The sequence below is a fragment of the Paenibacillus segetis genome (genome assembly GCF_014639155.1).
Lineage (GTDB): Bacteria > Bacillota > Bacilli > Paenibacillales > Paenibacillaceae > Fontibacillus > Fontibacillus segetis.
This window is the reverse complement of sequence record NZ_BMFT01000001.1, coordinates 166,377-191,176: the sequence shown is the minus strand read 5'-3', so window position 1 is coordinate 191,176 and position 24,800 is coordinate 166,377. Positions and strand designations below refer to the sequence as shown.

18 protein-coding genes are annotated in these 24,800 nt (G+C 42.2%); 2 read left to right on the top strand and 16 right to left on the bottom strand.

Going from position 1 to position 24,800, the window contains the following annotated elements; translation table 11 throughout:
* Positions 1 to 7 precede the first annotated feature (7 nt).
* The 8 genes from IEW05_RS00850 to IEW05_RS00815 form a co-directional block, all read right to left on the bottom strand.
* On the bottom strand, positions 8 to 1,009 hold the full coding sequence (locus IEW05_RS00850) for an ABC transporter substrate-binding protein (protein WP_188534902.1): 1,002 nt from the start codon (positions 1,007 to 1,009) through the stop codon (positions 8 to 10).
* A 67-nt stretch (positions 1,010 to 1,076) separates the two neighbouring features.
* Positions 1,077 to 2,072, bottom strand: a complete 996-nt coding sequence (locus IEW05_RS00845) for an ABC transporter permease (RefSeq protein WP_188534900.1) — start codon at positions 2,070 to 2,072, stop codon at positions 1,077 to 1,079.
* Between the two features lie 26 nt (positions 2,073 to 2,098).
* The gene (locus IEW05_RS00840; RefSeq protein ID WP_188534898.1) at positions 2,099 to 3,607 is read right to left on the bottom strand and encodes a sugar ABC transporter ATP-binding protein; all 1,509 of its coding nucleotides are present in this window, start codon (positions 3,605 to 3,607) and stop codon (positions 2,099 to 2,101) included.
* Positions 3,608 to 3,835: 228 nt separating this feature from the next.
* Positions 3,836 to 4,819, bottom strand: a complete 984-nt coding sequence (locus IEW05_RS00835; protein WP_229753209.1) for a substrate-binding domain-containing protein — start codon at positions 4,817 to 4,819, stop codon at positions 3,836 to 3,838.
* Positions 4,820 to 4,838: 19 nt separating this feature from the next.
* Complete coding sequence (locus IEW05_RS00830) at positions 4,839 to 6,533, bottom strand: cache domain-containing sensor histidine kinase (protein ID WP_229753208.1); 1,695 nt, start codon at positions 6,531 to 6,533, stop codon at positions 4,839 to 4,841.
* 71 nt (positions 6,534 to 6,604) lie between these two features.
* Entirely contained in the window at positions 6,605 to 8,221 is a 1,617-nt protein-coding gene (locus IEW05_RS00825; protein ID WP_188534894.1) for a response regulator, read from the bottom strand.
* Between the two features lie 136 nt (positions 8,222 to 8,357).
* Positions 8,358 to 9,188, bottom strand: coding sequence for an alpha/beta fold hydrolase (locus tag IEW05_RS00820; protein WP_188534892.1), 831 nt, complete (start codon positions 9,186 to 9,188; stop codon positions 8,358 to 8,360).
* Positions 9,189 to 9,382: 194 nt separating this feature from the next.
* Positions 9,383 to 11,068: a hypothetical protein gene (locus IEW05_RS00815; protein WP_188534890.1), complete on the bottom strand. Its 1,686-nt coding sequence runs from the start codon at positions 11,066 to 11,068 to the stop codon at positions 9,383 to 9,385.
* 374 nt (positions 11,069 to 11,442) lie between these two features.
* Here IEW05_RS00815 and IEW05_RS00810 point away from each other — a divergent pair, with 374 nt between their 5' ends.
* Positions 11,443 to 12,795: a uracil-xanthine permease family protein gene (locus IEW05_RS00810; RefSeq protein ID WP_188534887.1), complete on the top strand. Its 1,353-nt coding sequence runs from the start codon at positions 11,443 to 11,445 to the stop codon at positions 12,793 to 12,795.
* 128 nt (positions 12,796 to 12,923) lie between these two features.
* Here the strand turns inward: IEW05_RS00810 and IEW05_RS00805 are convergent, their stop codons facing one another.
* From IEW05_RS00805 to IEW05_RS00795, 3 genes are all read right to left on the bottom strand, one after another.
* Positions 12,924 to 13,646: an MBL fold metallo-hydrolase gene (locus IEW05_RS00805; protein ID WP_188534884.1), complete on the bottom strand. Its 723-nt coding sequence runs from the start codon at positions 13,644 to 13,646 to the stop codon at positions 12,924 to 12,926.
* 117 nt (positions 13,647 to 13,763) lie between these two features.
* Positions 13,764 to 14,333 carry an SF0329 family protein gene (locus IEW05_RS00800; RefSeq protein WP_188534882.1) on the bottom strand — a complete coding sequence of 190 codons (570 nt, stop codon included), beginning with the start codon at positions 14,331 to 14,333 and terminating at the stop codon, positions 13,764 to 13,766.
* Positions 14,315 to 14,680: a winged helix-turn-helix transcriptional regulator gene (locus tag IEW05_RS00795; RefSeq protein ID WP_188534880.1), complete on the bottom strand. Its 366-nt coding sequence runs from the start codon at positions 14,678 to 14,680 to the stop codon at positions 14,315 to 14,317. Before IEW05_RS00795 ends, IEW05_RS00800 begins: the two co-directional genes overlap by 19 nt.
* A gap of 222 nt (positions 14,681 to 14,902) precedes the next feature.
* Between IEW05_RS00795 and IEW05_RS00790 the strand changes: the two genes are divergently transcribed.
* Entirely contained in the window at positions 14,903 to 15,457 is a 555-nt protein-coding gene (locus tag IEW05_RS00790) for an NAD(P)H-dependent oxidoreductase (protein WP_188534878.1), read from the top strand.
* Positions 15,458 to 15,565: 108 nt separating this feature from the next.
* Here IEW05_RS00790 and IEW05_RS00785 read toward each other — a convergent pair whose 3' ends face one another.
* From IEW05_RS00785 to IEW05_RS00765, 5 genes are all read right to left on the bottom strand, one after another.
* A complete protein-coding gene (locus IEW05_RS00785; protein WP_188534876.1) occupies positions 15,566 to 16,732 on the bottom strand; it encodes a DUF4317 domain-containing protein in 1,167 nt (388 codons plus the stop codon).
* Between the two features lie 94 nt (positions 16,733 to 16,826).
* Complete coding sequence (locus IEW05_RS00780) at positions 16,827 to 19,787, bottom strand: InlB B-repeat-containing protein (protein WP_188534874.1); 2,961 nt, start codon at positions 19,785 to 19,787, stop codon at positions 16,827 to 16,829.
* A gap of 177 nt (positions 19,788 to 19,964) precedes the next feature.
* Positions 19,965 to 21,821, bottom strand: a complete 1,857-nt coding sequence (locus IEW05_RS00775; RefSeq protein ID WP_188534871.1) for an S-layer homology domain-containing protein — start codon at positions 21,819 to 21,821, stop codon at positions 19,965 to 19,967.
* A gap of 286 nt (positions 21,822 to 22,107) precedes the next feature.
* Positions 22,108 to 23,688, bottom strand: coding sequence for an ROK family protein (locus IEW05_RS00770; RefSeq protein ID WP_229753207.1), 1,581 nt, complete (start codon positions 23,686 to 23,688; stop codon positions 22,108 to 22,110).
* Positions 23,688 to 24,800, bottom strand: coding sequence for an S-methyl thiohydantoin desulfurase family protein (locus IEW05_RS00765; protein ID WP_188534869.1), 1,113 nt, complete (start codon positions 24,798 to 24,800; stop codon positions 23,688 to 23,690). The genes IEW05_RS00770 and IEW05_RS00765 overlap by 1 nt, the downstream gene beginning before the upstream one ends.

The window sequence follows — 24,800 nt, the reverse complement described above, 5'->3', positions numbered from 1 at the left end:
CGAAGGTTTATTCGTAAAGAACGGCTTTAACATCTTCATTGTCGATGTTCGTTTTGTCATACCATACGAAGCCGCTATCGATTGTTGACTTAATCGTTTCCCCTTTAGTTGCAGCTACTGCCGCTTTAACCGTTTCATAGCCGATGCCTACTGGATTTTGGGAGATAGCGCCAGCCATCGTACCATTCTTAATCGCGTCGATTTGTGCCTTACCGGAATCGTAGCCGATAACTGTAACTTTGCCAACCACTTTGGCTTCCGTTACCGCATTAATGATGCCAATCGCGGAGCCCTCATTCGTGCCGAACAGGCCCTTAAGGTTTGGGTGCGCTTGCATAATTGCTTTAGCTACATCGGTCGATTTCAGATGGTCCCCGTCTCCATATTGAATATCGACGATTTTGACATTGGGGTATTTCTCCTCAATACGGTTTTTGAAACCGTCACGACGATCGATGCCCGTGCGGCTCGTTTGGTCATGAGCTATTATTGCAATTTCGCCTTCCCCCCCGATCAGTTCAGCCATTTTGTCAGCAGCGACACCAGCTGCATACGTATTATCCGTTGCTACAGTACTGAGCGGAATATCACTATCTACACCAGAGTCGAACGCGATGACAGGAATACCCGCATCCTTAGCCTTCTTGAGCAGCGGGATCGACGCTTGACTATCGAGTGCTGCAAACCCGAGGGCACTAGGCTTTTTGTCCAGTGCAACTTGTAGCATTTCGAGCTGTTTATCCACTTGGGCTTCAGACTCAGGGCCTTCGAAAGTAATATCGACGTTCAATTCGGCTGCAGCCTTCTCTGCACCAAGCTTAACCGCTTGCCAGAATTGATGTTGGAACCCTTTGGAGATAATAGGAATATACATTTTCTCCTTTGCCGCGTTTCCTTCAGATTTTGGAACAACCGTTGAAGAGGCGTTACCTCCACCCGACTTGCTCGTGCCACATGCACTGATAACCAATACGAGTGCTAATATCCCCATAATCCATATTTTTCTCATGTTCTAATCCCCTTCTGGATAAATTTTAGTTGCTTGTATATATTCCCCTGAGGAGTCTATACCGTTGTTAAGCCTTGCGCCGACGCAAGATATCCGCATAAACAGCTAGCAAGATAACAAATCCGACAACGACCGTCTGCCATTCCTGCGGAACAGACATGATACGTAACCCATTCGTCAGTACGCTCATAATCAGAGCACCAATCACCGTCCCCAAGATCGTTCCCTTGCCGCCACTTAGCGAGGTACCGCCGATAATAACGGCCGCAATAGCTTCCATTTCATATCCCGCACCGAGTGAAGGGTGTGCCGTATTCAGACGGGAAGCCATTAGAATACCGGCAATCCCCGTAAATAGACCCGTAATCGTATAAATGACGATTTTCCAATTACGAACGTTAATACCTGAGAGTCTAGTTGCCTCTTCATTACTGCCGATTGCAAAGTTATAGCGGCCGACAATTGTTCGGGACAATAATACGCTACCTAGAATGGCTAGTATGAAGAAAATTAGGACAGCGTTTGGAATATCAAATCCCGGAATTAAAGCTCCCAACACAGACCCTAAAGAAATATTCATAAACACTTGATTGTCAGTGAAATAAATCGGCTTGGCTCCCGAGATGACTAATGCTAACCCTTTCGCAATCATCATCATCGCAAGTGTCGCGATAAACGGGGGAATTCCCAATCGCGCAATCGTAAATCCGGACAAAAATCCGCATAATGCCCCGGTCAGCAATCCACCAATAATACCAATCGGAACCGGCAATCCCCATACCGTAATAAACATCCCCGTCATAACCGCAGATAACGTCATCACTGTTCCAACCGATAGATCGATCCCGCCCGTTATGATAACAAATGTCGATCCCAAGGCCAGAACACCAGTAACCGCGGTCGAGAGCAATATTCCAATGATATTGGAAAAGTGAAAGAAATTCCCCGAAGCTAATGAAAAAAAGATAACCAACAATATCAAACTTCCGAAGATTAATAGCTGCTGTAATCCTGACTTGATCGCAAACTGCGGTTTCCGATTAGTTACTGTCGCTTCCTTCATTCTTCTCTTCCTTTCTCTGTCTACTTCTACCCTATTCGATCCGTCGCATGTGTCATGATCTGTTCCTGGGTTGCATGCAGATCATTCATCAGTTCCCCCGTGATTCTTCCTTCACACATCACGATAATGCGATGACTAAGCCTTAGAATTTCCGGCAATTCCGAGCTAATCATGATGATCGATTTACCTGAGGCGGCCAAGTTCTCAAGAAGCTTGTAAATCTCACTCTTGGCACCAATATCGATTCCACGAGTTGGCTCATCAAATATCAGAATGTCACAGTCCCGTGTTAACCACTTCCCAATAATCACCTTCTGCTGGTTACCGCCGGATAGATATTTCAGGTTCTGTTTGATGCCTACCGTCTTCACCTTCAACTCCTCAACGATTTGGTTCGACACGTCATTCATACGTTTTCCGTTCATCCAAAAACCGGCACTTGTGAATCGACGGGTAGTTGCCAGCGTTACGTTCGTGGAAACATCCATCTCGAGTAAGCAGCCAAAGTGCTTTCGGTCTTCGGTCAAATACCCGATGCCATGCTTTACGGCCTGATGTGGGCCCTCAATCCGTACTTTGCGACCATGAACATAGATCTCACCTGAATCTATGGGATCTGCCCCAAAAATAGCTCGTGCGACCTCCGTTCTTCCTGCACCGACCAATCCAGCAAACCCGATGATTTCTCCTTCTCGAAGTGAGAAGCTCACGTCATGAAGAACGTTTCTGCGGTTTAAGTTGCGGACCTCGAGTACGATTTTGCTCGTTTCGTCCTTTATCCGGTTCGTCTTATCAGACTGATACAGCTCCCGACCTACCATCATTGAAATAATCTGTTCAATGCTCGAATCGGCCGTCAAGACCGTATCGATGTAGCTTCCATCACGCATGACCGTTATACGGTCGGTTATTCGTTTCAACTCTGACATGCGGTGAGAGATGTATACGATGCCTACACCTTTTTCCCGTAATTGAATGATGATCTTGAACAATTCCTCGATTTCCGCATCGCTGAGGGCTGCCGTCGGTTCGTCCATGATCAGCACCTGAGAATCGTAGGATATCGCTTTGATGATCTCGACCATTTGTTGCTTGGCTACCGTAAGCTTCGAGACGAGCGTAGTTGGATCAATATCTAGATTCATTTGCTTCAGCAAAACAGAGGTTTGTCTATTCATCTCCTTATCATCAAGAAATAGCTTTATGCCTTTCCGGGGTTCTTTGCCGATAAAGATGTTTTGCGCGACCGTTAGATCGGGAGCCAGATTCATCTCCTGATGAATCATGCTAATGCCTTGTTTTTGAGCAGATCTTGTATCAGGAATGCGGACTTCCTTACCCTGATAGAGAATGCGTCCTTCGTCCTTCTGATATACACCCGTTAATACTTTCATCATGGTCGATTTCCCCGCACCGTTCTCCCCAACAAGAGCGTGCACTTCCCCCGCACGTAACCCAAACATGCAATCTTTTAAGACCTGAACACCTGCAAAACTTTTTTCAATCCCGTCCATTTTCACAAGAAATTCATCCATCGACCTTATCTCCCATCTTCTTGTTCATGTTAGTACCGTAAATATACTGGGTTTGATCCAGCACTTACATGTGATTTCTTCTTGTAAGAGTCGAATATTTTTGGAACGTCGAAAAGGCCCATGCGCAAATGCATGGACCTCGTCGTATAAGAGGTTGTTCAAAAAGCCATCTATTGATCACGAAGCATATCGAGAAGCGTCACATACACTATAACCCTATTTCGTCAGTTAATTTTCAACAAAGGGAAACAGTAGCTTCTGATTCTCTTCTACGTACATATTTTCTTTCGTTATGAGCAGTGAGCCCGTATCGATCAGCTTGGAAACACGCTTGCCTTTGACAACTTCCACGGCTGTCTTGATACTGAGATAACCCATCTGAAAGGGTTTCTGGATCACGGTAGCTTTCATTATACCTTCATCCAGAAGCTTGATCTCATTGAAAGAACTATCGAACCCAATCAGCTGCACCTTCCCCTTTAATTCTAGCTCCTGAATCGCTCTTCCCGCACCGACAGTAGTCGGCTCATTCAGGCCGATAATCCCTAACGTATCCGGATGTACTTGTAATATTTCCTTAGCCAATAGATAGGCATTTTGCTCCGATCCTTCGCTATTATATGTCCCAAGCACTTCAATCTCGGGGTAATTCTCTATCACTTCTCGGATACCTTTTTCCCTGTCAATGTGAGAAGCGGCGTCTTTGACATAGCTAATAATTGCTATTTGAGCCGTACCTTTAATTAAATCTTTCATTGCTTCGCCCGCTTCTCTACCTGCGTTGACATTGTCTGTGGCCACGACGCTATCGGCAGCGTCAGATTTAATTCCGGAGTCGACAATAACGAGCTTGATGCCACTCTTCTTTATTTTCTCGGAAATGGGGACGAGCCTTTGGTAATCGGTTGCTGCCAACACAATCACGTCCGGTCGTTTCTCTATCGCATTTTCCACAAGCGAAATTTGTTCATCGACGTCCGTTTCCTTCTCCGTCCCCCATATTTGAACGTTCGCATTGAACTCCTGTGCGGCCTCATGCACGCCATCGATTAACACCTGCCAGAACTCAACTGATGGATCAATCGTTTTAAGAATTACGATAACATCTGTCTTTTTTTTCATAGATAATTCATTATACCCATAGGCAAACACAACCACCGCGATGAGAAGGAGTACACCAACTATGGTTAGCCACTTGCGGATTACCTGCATGTCTCTCGCCCTCCCTAACCTAGCGTGATTTGGGTATACGAATATATACGGTTGTCCCCACGCCTAGAATACTATGGTAGGTCAATCCATATTGCGATCCGTAATATAACTTAATCCGTTCCTGAACATTTCTTACTCCGACTCCTCTTCCACCCTCTGTTACGGCAGTTGGATTGAGCAGTGATTTCAACTTCCCCTCATCCATACCATTGCCGTTATCTTCTACAATCAGAATAATGTCCTTATCCTTCTCTTCCGAGGATATTCGGATAAGACCAGGCCCCTGCTTCATCTTAACCCCATGATAGATTGCATTCTCTACAAGGGGCTGCAAGATGAGTTTGATCATTCGATATTCCAGTACCAACTCAGATATTTCGATCTGATAATCCAGTTTATTTTTATATCGCATCTTTTGAATCATCAAATAATTCGTAATATGTTCGATTTCAGTACGAATTGCAACCAACTCTTCGCCCTTACTGATCGATGAACGAAACAGCTTGGCAAGCGCCGAGGTCATCAACACAACTTCCCGCGATTTGTTGCTCTCAGCCATCCACACAATGGAATCTAGCGTGTTATACAGAAAATGAGGGTTGATTTGGGCCTGCAGGGCGGAGATCTCACTTTTACGCTTCAGTTCTTGATCCAAGACCGTTTGAGTCATTAACTCTTTAATTTTCCCGACCATCATATTGAATGCTCTTGCAAGCATGTAGAGCTCAACGGTCTGTGGAACCGGCACATGGATGTCGAAGTTACCCTTCTCCACTTCCTTCATATACCCCTGTAATCGTTTGATAGGTTGGCTTACACGCTTCGATAAGAATAGAGAAATAAAAATAGCGATGATAATGCAGACGGCCCCCAATAAAACGATAGATAGTAATACTTCACTCTGATTATCAACCAACTCATCCACGTAAGAGACTCCGACAATTTTCCACCCAAATTCGGATTCTTGGACCGTATACATTCGTCGATCACTGCCTTGATCGCTTATGAATGTTCCGTTCTTGACCTCAAGCACCTTATCGATCATCTCGGATTTTAAATTGCTATAAACCAATTGCTGCTGGGGGTGATAGACGATTCTGCCTTCGGAATCAATGATGAATAAATAACCCCTTTGCCCGAGACGAATATCCTTAAACATGTCATTCATGACGCTAAAATTTAAATCTACTAAAAATATCCCCAGCTTTTTCGTTCCGTCCTTACTAACCAGTTCCCGGCTTAGTGAGACAACCCAAGGATACTGATCTTTAAAAATAGGTTGCACGTGGGAGGAAGAAATTACGCTACGCCCACTAGACTTCTGCGCATTGGTATACCAATCCATACTTGTAATATCAACGTAAGGATTTAACTCTAGTTCTTTGCGGCCGGACACGAACTGTCCTCCATACCCGAATATGTTGGCGGATCTAATATCCGTTCGGGATGCAAGCATGGCTCCGAGCATGTCTGAGATTGTTTCCTTATAGTCCTTCTCTTCTTTTAAGCTATTAAATCGATTTGAAGACAAATAAGCTTGGACAGCATAGTTGCCGGCAACAACATTGGACATGTACTTCATCCCGTTTATGTAGGATTTAATATTATTATTTACCTGCTTCACAAGTTCCGTCGTGTAAGTCTGCGCCGTGGACTTAACTGCATCCTTAGCCAAATAATAAAAAGTAACACTCATAATGATGATTGTCATCATGATGAGAGAAATTGAGGCTAGCACCATATGTGTCTGAATACTAGGTAATCGCGAATAACTCCTCACCCGTATCACACTTTCCTTGTCATTTTTTGGCGATAATCCGTTGGCGTTTCTCCCGTGTGTTTCTTAAACGCACCGCTGAAATAATGTGGATCGTTGTACCCAACCGCATACGCAATCTCGTAACTCTTCATGGAAGATACATTCAATAATTCTTTCGCTTTTTCCATGCGCAGATGGGTTACGAACTCTATGAATGTTGTGCCATTGGTTTGCTTGAATAGACTGCTAAAGTAACTTGAGCTCATGGATACGTGATGGCATACCGACTTTAGCGATAAATTCGGATCCATATACTCCTGCTTCACATATTCTATCGCTTTCGCGACCAAAGCCATGCTTTGACGCTCCCGCATATTTTTGATGATTGCTACCACTTTCGCGCAAAGATCCTTCATCCTCAGTTCAACTTCATCCAACACGGCAAACCGAGTAATTTCATGAATCGGAGTTTGGGTATCACCGAATACTTGCGTATTGTCAATGCCCATCGCATAAAGTGTATGCATAATCGTCAATAAGATTCTTTGGAGATACATCTGACAAATATCCAGCGGATATACATGCTCCCGGAACGTAATGAATAGTTGCTCGATCCACTCATCCATCTCTTCAGTAGTTCCCGTTTTCAATTTGGTTATTAACTCATTTTCCCAATCAACGATTGATATCAATTCCGCGCGCTTCCGTTGCTCCATATCCGAGATATAAATAATTCGATTGGTACCGATCACAAAGCGATAATCGAGAGCTGATAAAGCGGAGTGATGAAAACGCGGCACTTTGTCAGCTAGATTGCAGACATGCCCGATGCCTATCGAGAGCTTCACAGGTAAATAATTTGTAATTGCGCTATGAATTTCATCGGCAACCTGGGTGGATTGATCGTACAATTCTTCCGCATGATCGCCAGATATTAATATAAGTACACGATTTTCTCGATCCCTGAAAATAAGTATCCCCGAACGGTTAGCAATCACCTCCTGGGCGATGTTGTATATGGCAAAACGAATAAGCTCCTCATCATACAGGGTTGAAGGCAAGCTTAATTCAAACTCGTCCACATCTATAGCCAGTTCAATCACAAACGATCCGTTCCATTCAATATGAAAATAGCTGAAGCCTTCTCTCATCTGTTTTCCAGTCATTGGGGAAGTCGCCAATCGTTCTAGAAAACGTTCTTTCAGTAGAGGCAAACTCTCCATCAATTGACGCTTCAAATGCTCATAGTCTTGTATCTGGCTTTGTTCGAGGTCCATCTCATGACGCAATTTACGTATAACTGTTTCAAGTTCCGCTGCCGTAATCGGTTTTAAAATATAGTCGACGGCTTGCAATTTTAAAGCCTGCTGTGCAAAATCGAAATCATCGTACCCCGTAAGAATGATCACCTTTATCTGCGGATAACGTGTGGAGAGTTCACTCGTCAATTCGATGCCATTCATGAACGGCATGCCGATATCGGTCAACACAACATCGGGCGTATGGTGGTTTATAAAATCAAGCGCTTCTATACCATCCTCACAACCACCGATGCATTCAAATCCAAGCTTTTCCCAGTCCATCTGATCCTGTATCGCCTCTCGAACCAATGCTTCGTCGTCGACAATTAACAGTTTGTACATGAGATCCCCACCTTGTTGCCTAGGATTTTGAAATATATGACATTGATCACCTTCCAATAATTTATCAAATATATGAAAACGCTGTCAATCTTACATAACCTTCCTTATCTTTACTGCAATAAATGGGTAGATGAACTCACCCCATCATCCGATCTAGCCATTCAATAACCAACTGATTAAACAAATCCCCTTGCTCAATTTGTAGATTATGACCAGCCTTATCTAGTACCACGAAGGATGCTCTAGGATAGTTCTCTAATAAAGCAAACTGATCTTTATAACCAACTTCTGTATCTTGTCTGCCCACCAAGATTAGACTGGGTTGTTCAAATGGTGTGTCTAATTTATCGATGTCATATGAGAAGGCACCTTCTAATACATTGTCTAAAAAATAATCATCTTTATTAGATAACTCATCATAAATATCCACTTTAAACCTTTCCCAGGTCTTTTCATTAAGAACAACAGACAAATACTCAAAGCTCGATCGTTCATGCTCATTTAAACTTTCAAGGAATAATTCATCTTTCTCCATGACTGTAAGAGGTTCGACTTGCCCCTGCCTATGACCTGGATATATAAGTGGACATATTAATAATAAGCCAAGTATTTGTGGACTTCTTTCTTTGATTAAAGCTCTTGCTAGATATCCTCCATAAGACTCACCAACCAGTAAAAATTGTTGATCTGGTATAACCTTATCAATAAAAGCTAAGATGACATCCAGTATATCATCCGATCTTTTTACTGAATTACCGGGCTTGGATTGACCCATTCCTGGTAGATCAATATAAATTCGCTTGAAATTTTGCATAACGTCTTTAAAAATCGGTTCCATACAACCGGACATGATATGATGATTGACTCCCCATCCATGAATCATTAAGATGGGGATCCCTTCTCCATAGATCTCATAATACAAATCAGTATCTAACAATTTAAGCGTATTTTTAATCTCTTTATTCATAAAATTCCCTCCTGATATTATAAATTCCAACAATTTCAAAACAGCGTTAAACTTACGAATGTACGTTCTTGTGATGCTATGTTAACACACTAATATAATTGTTTAAATATGGGAATTGCAAGATTCTATGATTATCATTTTGAAAAAAAATAAACTAGCGGGAATATAACCCTCTAGTTTATTGGAATTGTGAATCAATTTAACGGTATTGAATAAAACAAACGATATCCATTGCTATTGGTATACCAGACAATTTTGTCGCCGCTAATGATGGGATTGCATTCAGATAATACAAAATCCTTGGTCTGAATGTCGCCGATGGCCTTCCCATTCCCATCAATCAGAACATATTTCAGGTCACCAGGATGATCGTCTTTATCAAATTCCTGCCACAGCACCATCATCTTGTTGTCCGATATTTTTACCAATTTAGGGATGGAAGCGATCAGGTTCGTGCCTACATATTTAGCCAAGGTGATATGATTTGCTGTAGTGCTTGTCTTTGGCAAAACACTAAGAATGATATCCCTTTGATCTTTCTCCAAACCAACCATCTCATAAGACGTATACTCTTTGACAAGCGAATGGTCAATGGTATTCATTGCGACAATATAGTTGGCTGCAGACATTTCAAACCCGCCTATAGAAACTCCCGTGGTGTTCGCTCCGATTTTACCAGGGATATCAAACAAGTCTACCTCGCTATAGCTGGTTCCGTTTCCTTTATTCAGCACAATCGAACGGGGATAGGCATCACCATGATCAACAAGAACATGAGTAATTCCATCAAACAATACATACTGATCAAAGGAATGACTGACATGATTTTCTTGGAACCTTCCCATATCATTGGATACGGTCATGCTTTTGGTATTTACGATAATTGTGAGCTGAGATTGATGATTTAAATTATCCTCCGTCGTATATCTTGTACGTGAAGTGTGAAATACAAGCGTATCCCCAGCTTCAGCCATCCTACCTGCGCCTGCATCAAAAGGCTCTACTGTATAACTCTCCCCACCCTTTATGGAGACACTATCGATTCTATTAAAACTTTTATCATACCGGACGATGCGAATTACTTCTTTGCTATCATTCTCTTCACGGTTGTCTTGTCCAAAAGCAATATAGTTATACTTCTCACCGCTGTAGAAACCGCCAAACAGAGGAAGTTCATAGGGTATGCCCTTGTTTCCACTTAGTTCATACTTTTCATTATATGTTTCAATCGTAACACCCTCATTCGCCTCAACAACATTTACAGTCCCATCATTATTATTCACAAGATATGAGGCAACCGTACTTTTCCATCTAGGAAAATAAGGAGATTCTGCGTTATTCTTGGCTTCAAAAGCCGTCTTAACACGGTAAGCATGATCTGGGGTTTTGGAGAACAGTGATATTCGATTGGACTCATTATCATAATCGATATCAAAGGGGATCTTAACCGCCAAATCTCTTAATTGAAAATAATTGTTTCCATCAATATTGTATGCCGTAATCAGCTGCACCTGCCCATTCACTAGAACTTTTGAGGTTGAGAGCTTGGCTGAATAGTTTCTATTGCGACTATAATAGTTGGTGCCATCTGTTTCTTCAGGAGTATATGCTTGCCCTGTTAGGATCTCTATAGCATTGTTTTCTTTATTCCAAGATATGTCGAACTGACTCGAAGTTCCTGAGAAATACTCCGCTAAATCACGCAACCTAAAATAATTGTTGTTCGAAATATTGAATCCATTAAGACTTCTCTGTTCTCCATTAAAATATGTACTACTCTCTGTCACCTTAGCATTCACAGTATTACTCGCATAGGTTGTAGAGCCTAATACCGGTGTAATCAGTAATAAAATAAGTAGTAAACTAAACATCTTTTTCATTCATCGTTGCCCCCATCTAGTGTTAGTAACGAAAAAACTCTTCCGTTTCATCTATTTCTCCTTATATTTATCGGTAATTTAACTTGCTTCCTTAATTTTAATGGCTCAAAATCCTTCGAACAGCGATAGCGAAATTCGACAACATTCGTCTTTTGCTATAGACATATCATTTTTTGCGGATTATAATAACAGACGTTACTTTAAAAAGCGAACATTAAATCGATTTTATCTAATGAACATATGCGTTTATCTCGAATCGCTGCAATAAAAGCGACGGGGTACCTGGTATGTACAGGATCATTGGATAAAAACGATGCAAACGTTCATTCCATTTAGGATATTGAAAAAACAAAAAATACGAGGTGTGCATCTAAGTGAAAACACAAGCAGACAAGCAAGATAACACTCAAGTGAAGCCACAGCAATTAACTGTCTTACCCGACGAAAAAATTTCATTCGGCAAATCCACGATCCTAGGTTTACAACATGTATTAGCCATGGACGTTTATGTCGTTCCTTTCCTAATTGCGATGTTAATCGGATTAGGATCCAATGAATCTAGTGCTTTGATTCAATCTACTTTTATTGCGGCTGGGCTTGCCACGATTGTACAAACTTATTTCTGCATGAAACTGCCCATGGCCCAAGGTCCTTCCTATGTTCCACTTGGTGCGATCATTACAATCTATGCTGCTAGTGGCGGCGGGGAATTAGGATGGAGCTCCGTATTAGGTGCCAGCTTAATCGGTGCGATCCTAGTCATTATTCTGGGCTATACGGGTGTTTTCAATAAAATAGTTAAAAGCTTTATCCCACCTATTGTAGGCGGTACGATTATATTCATTGTGGGTCTTTCCTTATTACCTGTTGCTATAAGAGACAATATTTATGGTGCTGCTGATGCAACGATCAATCAAAACGTGTTATTAGCTCTTATTTCGGGTGCTGTACTTATTCTGTTCGTCATCCTGGGTTCTTTGTTCCGTACAAAAGGATCTATCTTCCGAATCACATCCGTAATGATTGCATTAATTGTTGGATGTATTTCTGCTAATATTATGGGCGTCTTAGATTTTTCGGCTGTTCAAAATGCGAAGTGGTTCAGTATGCCGCGGATTCCTTTTAAAGATTTTGGTTTTTCTTTCGACTTTTCTGCTATTATCACCATGGTCATTATTTATCTCGTATTGTTAGCTGAAACAACCGGGACATGGTTTGCTATCAGCAACGTAATCGAAAAACCGCTAACGGATAAAAATCTTAATCAGGGCGTTATTGGAGAAGGGATAAGCTGCCTTATTGCTGCTCTACTCGGTTCAACTCCGGTTACAGGCTATTCCACAAATGCAGGTATTATATCCATCACAGGTGTTGCGAGTCGCCGAGTCTTTCTTGCTGTAGGAGGATGGTTTGTCCTCTTCGGTTGTTCGGGTAAATTAGCCGCTTTAATATCTTCGATTCCAACAGCAGTCATCGGTGGTGTATTCGCCATCGTCTGCGGGATCATCTCGATTAACGGTATCCAGGTGATGAAGAAAGAACAAATAGGCGAAAAAGAAATGTATATTATTGCGATACCGATGATTTTAACGTTGGCGTTAGTGCTCATTCCTAAAGATTTCTTATATTCATTGCCAACTTTCGTCCAATATTTATTAGGTTCGCCAATTCTAGCTGCTTCGTTGGCTGCAATCTTATTGTATAAATTATTGCCAAGTGCAAAATAAGTTGTAAAATCAAACAGACCCCAAAGGATATGATTATATCCTTTGGGGTCTTCCATGTTATTAAGCATGATGCATCTAAGTTCACTCGTGTTTCTGATTCATGGACATTTCTTCTGATAAGACTACACTTACTCCTCGGCACAAAATTTACTCAGCAACTGAATTACCTGCTCCTTGCTCATTGGAGCACCATGCCCAGGAATATACGTAGTAAATGAAGTGCCTTCTAGGAAGGCAATATATTCTTTCATTTTTATGGGATCCATCTTACCTTCTCCATGATAGTAATCACCACTGTGTGCATCACCTGCAAATAGAATGCCCGCTTCTTGCACATAGACAATGCAAGAATCTTCCTCATGCGGCCCACCAACCTTCATCATTTGGCAAGTAGTCCACCCTAAGTCCAACGTTAAGGTATTTTCAAAGATAATAGTTCCAGTAGTAACCGAAATTTCCTCAAAGCTATCATATTCTTCCTTCATACATTGATAGGCAAATTCTATTTCTTCTTTTGTCTCTATACGCTTAAGCACAGATTCTTCATCCCAGCTCCAGCTTTTCAATTGCTGTAGCTTGTCATTCGTTAATGAAGATACTATCGTGTCTCCAGCAAATGCATGCATACCAAAGGTATGGTCCCAGTGCCAATGCGTGATCAAAGCATATTTGGGACGTGGTAGATCATGATCATCCAAGCACTTTATAAATGTATCAAAATGCGCTTTTGAATTGCCACAATCAATCATAATTGAAAAGTTCTCACCTAGAACATATCCCAAAACAGGTCTGTCTGTTTCTCTAACATGTTCTAAATAATAAATAGAGTCATTTATTTTTTTCAGTTCCATCCTATTGGCTCCTCTCCTTTATGGATACAAGCTAAAGATGCGCTCTATGGGGGAGATGATTACTTATTTATAATGGATGAAGCAGGTCCCATTAAGCAAGAGAGAGTTTAGTTATATTCATAATGTACTGCGCCTTAATTCATAAAAATATTGGACAATAGGATGCTTTAACTTCATCTTCTCGCTCATGTTTAAAATTCGCTTTTTCCCAACCCGTCTGTCCACTAAAGCAAGAATATTCAATAAGATATCATCGCTCTCTATGCTTTCCTCTATAGAAATAGATAAAAACTTATTGGCTACAACGATAAAATTTGATTTACTTAATGACGTCTGTGCTGACAAAAGCTCCTTTGCCACTACTGATGTTTTTCTGCTTCTTGCAATTACGATTAGACGATCCTCCGGGATGATCCCCTTACTATCTGTTCTAACCGCTTCAATGTCTTCATGGCTGATTGGAATTTGGAGATCTGAATCATTCTTAATCTCCTGCTCCGTCTGATACCATCTAATTGAGCTAGTTCTATCATTCATATTGAGTATGTTCTTTTTATCTACCGAAATATAGCAGCTCCCTGATTTATCAGGTAAATAACGGTAACTGCTTGCGCGATATTCAACCCTACCGTATAACGCAGGACAGAGAAAACTCTCCAGTTGTTGCTTTAATTTGCTCCAGGACATGTATCCTCCAACAAGACGATCTCTTCCCCTCGTTCTTGTCTTATTTTAATATTTTCTTTCCCCCAAGAACACATAACGTCCACGATCTTATTGGCTGTAACGCCATATTCCGTGAGGCTATATTCGACTTTTGGCGGCATCTGCTGGTAAACGAATCTTTTGACAAGCCCATCACGCTCAAGTTCACGTAGCTGCTGGATCAGAACCTTTTGTGATATGCCCTGAATATTGCGCTGTAATTCGCTTGTTCTTTTGGTACCGGACATCAATAAGCAGATGATCAGAGATTTCCACTTTCCGCCGATGATTTCTAGTGTTGCCTCTATCCCTAGATTATATTGTTTCATAGAATAACACCTCGTTCATGCTGATCAATTTAAGCTTACTCAAAACTTCATTCTTGCATATATTTTTTTCTGAGTCCAGTACACACTTCGAAGTAACCATCTTACTTTATTGTGTGTATTTTCTTTTTTTACAACCTGCAAGATAATAATAATATTCATAAAAATAAGGCAAAGCATTCTGAAGAAATACGCTTAATCTAGGCCTGAGAATGGAGATTCATCATGAAAACACTGGTGATTTTGGCGCATCCCAATCTTGAAAATTCGAGAGTCAACCAGCGATGGAAAGAAGAACTGCTGTTATATCCAAACGATATTACCATTCATGAGATTTATAAAGAGTATCCTGACTGGCATATTGATGTTCCTAGGGAGCAAAATCTAATGGAAGCCTATGACCATGTGATCTTTCAATTCCCGTTGTATTGGTACAGTTATCCGCCGCTATTGAAAAAATGGTTTGACGATGTGTTAGCTTACGGATGGGCTTATGGATCAAACGGTGACAAGCTTAACGGGAAAAAGCTAGGGCTTGCCCTATCCATCGGCGATAAAAGAGAAAATTATCAGCCAGAGGGCTCTGTTTCTTTTACCATAGACGAAGTAATTACGCCATTTAAGGCGAGTGCAAAACATGTAGGTGCAGAAGCACTACCTTACTTTGCTGTCTTCGGAGCTTCATTTCAAGCCAGCGATGAAGAAATTAATAATAGCGCAAAAGAATATATCAGCTATATCTTTAAGCACCAACAACAACTAAGTTCTTCCTATTCATAGCACTTAATATAAATACGAAATGGGCTATCCTAAGTTTTACCAAAACTTTCGGAATAGCCCATAATGTTTCTATCAACAAAGCTCAACGTCCAACGCGGTCAACCAAAACTATAACGTCTCTGTACTAAGCGTAAACCCTTCAATCACGGCATCTTCGTCAACTTCAATCAGGATGCATCGTCTTCCTTGGTAATTCACCTGCTTCACATACTTTAAATCCTGTGGGCTGACCGAAATCGTGGCTACCTTTGTATCGATCTTAATTGATTTTGAAGTGAATTTTGGCATGACGCTGCTCGCCTTCATTTCATAGTTCTTATCGTCGACGATCATTTGGAATGCCCGTTCAACTTTTTCCGTCGTCACGTCCTCTACACCACTTACGGTCAGCACGCGTTCCACATCTCTATAATCCAGCTTTGGAGGTTCTTCCGCATCTTCGTTGGATTCAATGACCTGCTGGATTTCCTCGTACACCTGTGCGAGCGTGGTTGCACCCAGCTGTTCGCCCGCCACTTCCTTCACGATCTCTTCAAACACAGCTCTCTCTTCCCGTGCTGTCATGGATCTCTCTGCATTCAAGACCTGCTCAACGAAATGTTGATTCGGTTCATTTGCTTTCCCCGTACAATATAGAATGCGATTCACATCGGAATAGTTGTCTGTCACACTCGGGTAAAAGAAGCCTTGTTCTGGCGAACTCAACTTGATAATCGGATCTACAATGACATTGTACTTAAATTCCCTCTCCACATAATCGAACAAGAGAGAATTCCGTGGCTTCTCCGTGGAATTCACGCTACACAGAATGAATGGATGCGCGAACATTTCGTCCTTCTCGCTCTCTTCGGCTTCATCGTTCCTAGCTTTAGTCGGTCGGAAATATTGTCCACGAACGAACGTGACCACAGTATCCCGTTCATACTTGGTATCCACCATCATTTTCTCCACCAATAGCAACATCAGGTCCTGCCATTCATCAGGATCACCTGTCACCAGAGCTTGGTGAAGCAATACCTGCGATGGATCCTCCGCTTCCTCCAGAAACTTCAATTCGAACAATTTTTGATCAAGTTCACCGGTGAGCAATTTTTTGAAATTGCCCATATACAGCTCCTGCTTCTCTCTGTCCACCAGGTCAAACAGCTGACGCTCCCAATGATAAATCTCGTTGCTTTCCTTCATAATATACACGTTGAGAATGTCGGAAATATTCAGCAAATCGTGATCCAGCTTAAATTGCTTCCGTATATGCGCGAGTTCTTTCTTTATCATGATCCGTTAGACAACTCCTACGAAGTTATTTGGCCTACTCAGTATAAACGATATAAAAGCCCTTCGCTAGAAGGGCTTTTATACTACTTCTCTTTTACTTTGTCAGGTTCAATGCTCGGTACATCATGGCGACAAACTCTGCACGTGTCACAGGCTCATTTGGCTTAAATTTACCTTTATCACCTAATACAATCTCTAGATCTGCCAGTGCAGCGATATAATTATAACTCCAATGCGCCATTGGTACGTCTTGGAAGGTACTTGTTCCACCTGGCTTTATCTTAAGGGCATGTGCTACAGTTTTTGCCATTTGTGCACGTGTCACAGGTTCATTTGAATTAAATCTACCATTTGCTCCATCTACAATTCCTGCTTGTTGCAGTGACGTAATGGCTTCATAGTACGGATGGCTTGACGATACATCAGAAAAAATTACCGCTTCACGTGTAGGCTCTAACTCGAAAGCACGCATGAATATCAAGGCCATATGTTGGCGCTGGATGGATTGATTTGGATGAAAAGATCCGTCTGGATACCCCGTAATAATCCCTCGACTAGATAATTCCTCAATCATTCCTTTTGCCCAATGTCCCGAAATGTCATCGAAACTTACAACTGGAAGCTCTGTTCCGTCTGGGGTTGACTCTTGACCCGGCTTCAGATCTGGGGAAGTGTTTACAATCCATTTCGCATACAACTTTATATTTTTTGTCACACGATCCGTTAGAAGATCCCACTTCTTTGTCAACGCAACATCTTTATACCAGCCTTCAAATGTAAATCCTTCCTTGGTAGGTGTTGGTAGCTCTGCTAGCCTTGAATTATTCTCTACAGATAGATTGACTATAACGTACCCGCCATTAGTTTCAAAATATACCGTTGAATTCTGTGGTGTTGTTGGAATATAGCCTCCTCCTCCACTACCACTACTCCCAGAGGAACTATTACCAATCCACTTCGCATACAATGTCGTGTTCGCTGTGACCAGATCTTTTGTGAAGATCCATTGGTTTGTTAGTGTTAACTCTTTATACCAACCACCAAATGTATAACCTGATTTCGTTGGTGCACTCGGCTCAGTTGCCGTTTCGTTGAATGATTTATTCTGAGTCGCTACGACACTTCCTCCATTTGATTCAAAAGTCACTGTATAATGATTAGCATCCCACATTGCATACAAAGTGACATTGGCTGCGCTTATATTGAATGCCTCATTCGCTGCATAGCTTGTCCCATTTCCATCTGCTTCGGTATTCCAACCCTTAAATGTATACCCAGTTCTCACTAGATTTCCAGTATTATTAGCTACGGTTACACCATCACCAGTCTCATAGGTTTGACTATCTATGGGTACGATTCCTCCAGTAGCTCCATTTCCGTCGTAATTTACTCTATATTTAAAGATGCTGAATGTAATTGTAGTCGAGTTACCTGCGGCATCCGTAACAACAAGTATATAGGACCCTTCATCGTCCACAGGCGAGCCATTTATAAAGGATTTGCCGTTCAATGTTGCGGTACCTTCATCAAAAGTAATTGTTCGTGAGGAATTATAGCTCTCTCCATCTGCAACACCTGTGACGATCGGAGCTGTCATATCTAGAATAATACTATCTTGAGCTGATCCAATATTGTCCACATGGTCGATAAATCTCACATAGACCGTCTTGTTACCATCTCCTACTGATAACGTATAACTTTTAGTTGAACTAAAAGCTTCTACAGCCGTCCAAGTACGATCGTCACTTGAAAATTGTACCCCTACCACATCTGTCACGCCACTATCTAAGGATAGATTAAGCGTTACATCACGATTCGTTGTATACGCGTTCCCATTATTAATAACAACAGATCCTGTTGGCGCTACCGTATCCAGCGTTATGATTCTTTGATACTCCGGTGATTCATTCCCAGCACCATCAACAAGCTTAAAGAACAATACTTTATCTCCGTTAGTAGCTCCTACAGCTAGCATAAAGCTTGGTACATAAGGCATCTGTGTAAATGGATTTCCATTAACCGAATATTGGATATGTGTAAGATCATTTACACCAACAGCTGGCGTTATTGAAACAGATACAGCTGTATTATTCGTATATTGGTTGCCTAGATTTACAATTACCGTTCCTGTCGGAGGCGTCTTATCTATTCGGAATTGGATCGTCTCTGTTTTGCTGCCTGCTGTAACTCTTAGCGTGTATGAGCCTTCAGCAGTTACTCGTGTTCCACTTGTAAATGGATTTCCATTCAAAGTTGCTGTACCAACATTAAATTGCGGCGTTACATTCGTGTTGTATAGACCTCCATCTGTAACACCCGTTATTTCAATGTTAGCAATTTCAGAATACGTAATAATTAAATACGGACCCAGACTGCCGTCATACATATGATTTTCAGTCATCTGTATATAATGATCAGAATATGGTATTCCTGCTTGAGCTGCTTCCTGAGCTGTCATTCCTGAAAGGATAAAGGTTGCTCTAGGATCAGCTTTCGTGAATTCTCCTGATATATAGCTAGTAAAACCAAAAGGAGCTAGTGTAGGTTTAAGTTGGGCGACACTATTAGCTAATAATCTTGTTTGTGTAGACCCTGAAGTTGGAGCTGGTGGCGACGTTATTGCGCTATCCTGTATCCAGCTATGATTTGTGCTTGTAGAAACTTTCAATGAGAAATCAGTTATCCCTTGAAAAGTACCGCCTGTTACAGGGAGATAAAGATTTGCAGTTTCAAACTCGTATCCTTCAGGAGTTGGTGGCAAATTAAATTTAAGTAATACTTGAACCTCTAAAGGCACACCTAATGTTCCCTTATAGCCTACATCAAGATACCCGAGGTTTCCGACCTCATAAATCTTATCAGCATTAATACCCTCATAAACGATTGTTGTATCCTCTGTTGCATAAATAGCCTCATAGATTGTTGTATCCTCTATTGCATAAAAACCTGTAGTAATATTGGCCGAAGCTACACTTTGATTAATAAAAAATACGATGAATGCCATACAAACTATTACAGCTAGCAAACTTGTAGTCGAGACAATTCTCTTCCTCACCACGCACACTTCCTTCCATTATTATGTAATTATCATCAAGCGGTTACTCATTTACACTACCACAGTCATAATTGAAGGTACCTCCACTCCATCTCCCCAATGAAAAAGAGAAAAGCTTAAGCTTTCCTCTCACAAAATTCTCATCACTTTTGGAGATCCTGGCTTTGATGTTTCTAGCTATGACTCGATGTCTAATGAACCTCCAAGACTCACGTTTAGCATACGTAAGATCATAAGTAATGCTTCTGATCTTGTTGCCTTTGCATTCGGGTTAAACGTACCATCCGCCGCGCCCTTAACGATACCGATACCCGATAATCCATTAATCGCATCTTCTGCCCAACTGCCGGAAATATCATTGAACTTCGTCGAATTAGACGTAGATGTTGTGTTGATTACTTTTGACAGCATAGCCACGATCTCTGCTCTTGAAATGGTTTGATTAGGTTTAAATGAGCCATCTGAGTAACCGTTAATGATACCATTGGCTTTCAATGCAGCACTTGCATCGGCCGCCCAGTGATCTTTGGTATCGTTAAAGTTTGAATGAGCTGTGGGCGTTAGACCCAGTGCTTTTACTAATATAGTTACAAATTCTGCTCTAGATATCGTATCGTTCGCATGAAATGAACCGTCTGCATACCCGTTAATGATCCCAAGTCTAGCCGCCAACTGAATTGCTTTAGCTGCTCCAGTATTCTCAGGTATATCCTTGAAGGTTGCAGAAGTTATAGCTTTTGACTTGTCTAAGTAAGAATTGATTAATTCGATGTCTACTGTCCCGTTGTAGAACGACTTAGGAGTAATATTGGGTGTCAGTGTCGGCTTTGTCGTTGGGGTAGGCTGTGTAACTGCAGTCGAATTACCGCTCGGAGAAGGAGTAACCACTGGTGATGGTGTCACTGTTGGTGTTACTGGCGGCGTTACCGGTGGTGTCACTGGTGGTACACTTGAGGTTATGATTGTGCTTGTTATGCCAACACTTTCAATATCAGCTTTATTGATTGCCTTGAATACGAAGGTGTATGACGTACTGGGCTTAAGTCCTTGTACGTTATATGCTCCTGAAGTTACAGAAGCGACCAAATTTCCATTTATGTATACGTTAACTGCTGCGAAGTCGGGTTCAGTCGGTAATGTAAACGTAAAACTAGCAGTTGTTGTTGTATGATTCTCTACCAAATTCGTTATGTCTGCAGGTAATGCCAGACGTGTAGCATGAATGGAGTAATGTTTAGTTGTTGTTCCATCCTCAGCGACTACCTTAATATCGATGGCATTGTTACCAACTACAAGAGCAGATGGTTTAGCTGCATCACCCCTAGTTACAACAACGTTGTCTACATAGACCGTTGCATTACTATCACTCGCAGTGGGAGTAACAAGAATACTATTAACATTGTTAGCAACAGTCATAGAATAATCGAAAGTATCCGCTTTGAACACTGGATCAAGAGTGCCCACAGAAGTAGTTAAGTTACTTAAATCTGCATTCTTCAAACCTGCTCTAATCACGGTTAAAACGTAATTACTTGCTGTACCATCCTCAGCAGTTATAACGATGTTAATCTTGTTTGCTCCAACTACTAGGTTTATGTCGTTGGATTCCTCCACATCAAGATATCTTGGCAAAAATGGTTGTCCTGGGTTTGGCGGAATTGCTGGATGTTCTGGAGTTGCTGGTATATCTGGTGTTGCTGGTATCCCTATAAATGGTGGAATATATTCTTGGCCCGGGCTATAGTACACATATAGATTCTGCTCGTTTACCTTCACAGTAGCGTATGGATTAACGATAACGGGTTTAATCTTTATATAGTTCGTCTCATTCGGAACGTTATAAGTAAAATTTAATTGCGTAGAATCAAAGTCCTCGATATATTGTCTATTTAATGAAATGTTTTCTAGCTCTGTATTAGCTACTGCTTGGGCAGTCGGAGGTATAAGAGAGAATAGTACGGCCATTACTGTCATTAACACGATAAATCTTCGGAGCCGATTTCTAAGCGATAAAGCTGATCTTGAACTAATCATTTTACACTCTCCTGTTTTGTTTCGTAGTTTCATAGTTTCATTGCATATTGAAAATCATGCCCTTTAGATCAAATAGAAGTATATTCTCTGTTGTAGTCACCTCCAATGAATCCATTTATATTGTCACTGCTACTCATCCAGAATTGAATAATAATGCAAACATACCACTCCTATCTTTTTCCTTTCAAGCAACTAAAGTTGTTGTTTTTGGGCAAACAAAAAAACGAAACCCGCAATAATCGAGTTTCGTTCAATTTATTAAGATTCCAGCAGATCCATATTCAACTTATAATCGTCCAGCCGCTTTCACCTTTACCAGTAAAGCATTACCCGGCAAATATGCAATTGGAATGTCCTCAGATAATACGATCTGTACAGTATCACGATCTGCACCAGCAAGAACGGCTTGTTCTATCGCATGGTTACGAGCATCTTCTTTCGCTTGATCGTATGTCATTTCATCTAACGAATAGATCCGCTCTGTCTCTCCGCTAACCTCACCTAACGCTGCACCAATCGCATTCGCCGCATCGTAGTGATCCGGTCTGACGATCCGTGCTACACCTTCAAGGTTATCAGCGACAAGGATACTTCCGCCCCCAACCAAAATGACGTCAACCGCATCCGCGCTTGTCTTCATACGATCAATTGCATCCTCAATATCCCGCGTAATGATCTCATCTGCTCTACGGCAGATCGATTCATCAAGCCCTTCCATCTTCGCATCATTCCACTCATATCGTCCAAGCTTAACAGCCACATCCGTTGCCGTGAGTGTATCGCCGCCAAAGATACGACCGCGCTTCAACAGCTCATACCCTACGCTGTCAGGACCAACTGTTACCTGGTCCTGCGCTACATCCGATCGAACGATCGTCCCACCGCCAATGCCGATCGATAAAATATCTGGCATACGGAAGTTGGTCCGAATCCCACCAATCTCCACGGCAGCAGATGATTGACGAGGGAAGCCTTGCGAGAGAACACCGATATCTGTCGTCGTACCGCCAATATCAACAACGAGCGCATCATCAAGACCTGATAAGTGCGCTGCACCACGAATGGAGTTCGTTGGTCCGCAAGCAATCGTCAGAATAGGATAACGAAGCGCATATTCACTGTACATCAGCGTTCCATCGTTCTGACAGATATAGACACTTGCACTTATTCCAAAGCCTTGAAGCGCTTCTTCGAAACCTTTTACTACACCTGCGATGACGTTAAGTAACGCACCATTCAACATCGAAGCATTCTCACGCTCCAGCAGTCCAATACTTCCAATCTCATGCGACAACGTTACAGGCATATCCGCACCAAGCACTTGCTTGGCAAGCTCTTCAGCGCGTTTCTCCTGCGATGTGTTCACTGGAGAGAATACGCCGCAGATCGCAACGGCTTCAACGTTACCCTTCATCTTCGTAAAGCATTCGATCATTTCCGCTTCGTCTAGGTCAACAATCGTTCGGCCGTCAAATTCATAACCACCGCGAACAATATAGGCATGGGAACCAACAATGGCCTTCAGTGTATCGTCCCAATCCGCCAAAGGTGGAACCGCGGTTGTCGCCGGCGCCCCGATACGAATCAAGCCAACTTTACCCAAGTGTTTACGCTCTACAATGGCATTCGTACAATGCGTCGTCCCAAGCATGGCATAACGAATCTGTGCAGGATTCACACTGCTCTCGGAGAGCAGACGACGAATCGATTCGCTAATACCCTCATTTACATCATGCGTTGTGTGTACTTTTACAGTATGAATCGTATTTAACTTAGAATCGAGTAATGCAGCATCCGTATTCGTTCCGCCGACATCAATCCCAATGCGATAGATTTCTTCCATGTTGTTAACATTCGTATCCACCATTATTGTGCTCCCCCTCTCTCAGCTGCCAACTTCTCAATCGGAACATATGGTGCATCATAGCCAAAATATTGCGGGCCTACCGTCTCAAGCCCCTTCACTGTACGCCATCTCGGATCACAAGGAAAACCAACTGCGGTAACACGGGCACCGTATTTCAAATTTTCCGTCGTAATCGGCATGCCTGTATCTTGGTCGAGCAATGAGATCAGGTCAGGTGTCACAGCAAGTGACTGTCCATCTTCAGTTGCGAGCAGGAATTCATTCTGGAAGAATAACCGCATCGTGCGTCCCTTTTGAGCATCCGTACCTTCGAATATCGCTTCACCACGTGTAAATCCGCCTTCTGTACGGCGGCGAATATCTACAGCTTTACCATGGAACAATGCATATCCATTCAGTTGTTTCAGCATCGCCTCGATTGGATTTTGCTTCAGCTCCTTCGATTCGTATAAGGTTTTACCGATTTCATACGCAAGCGTGAGCGTGTTAGGAATCGCACTTTCCTTGACCTGTGCCCCTGACACCGGATAATCGCAAATCGAAGCCGATCCACCCATCTGAATCGTAACTGCGCGCGCCATCCGTTCCTCCCACACACCGTCGATCGCATGCATAAGTACAGCATTACCACGTTCATCGGCCATCGTAATCGGGCTGCAATCAATGCCGTCCAAGTGAAACGTTACCATTTGAGATTCCGGAAAAGCCCGTCCCATCGCATCCGCATCTAAGATAGGGATGCCCCGTTCCGCCGCCGCAATAACAGGAACAAGTGAGTTACCACCACCAACCTCAATCGGCATAATAGCGGTCACCTTGCGTCCAAGCTCCTTTTCGATTAAATCCAAGGGCTTCGTCATTTGCTCAACCGATGGAATCTTCTCATTCATCACCGTTGGTGCACCGATCATGGAGAGAGGAATAACCAAAGCGTCGTCCTCCAGCTCCTCCGGACTAATTACGCGAACAGGACCATGTTTACGAATGGCTTCCTGCGCCATCAACTTACCGATATGCGGGTCACCACCTCCGCCTGTTCCAAGCACTGCCGCACCGACAGCAATGTACTTCACTACTTGTTCATTTAACTCTGTTATTCTGTAGGTTGTCAT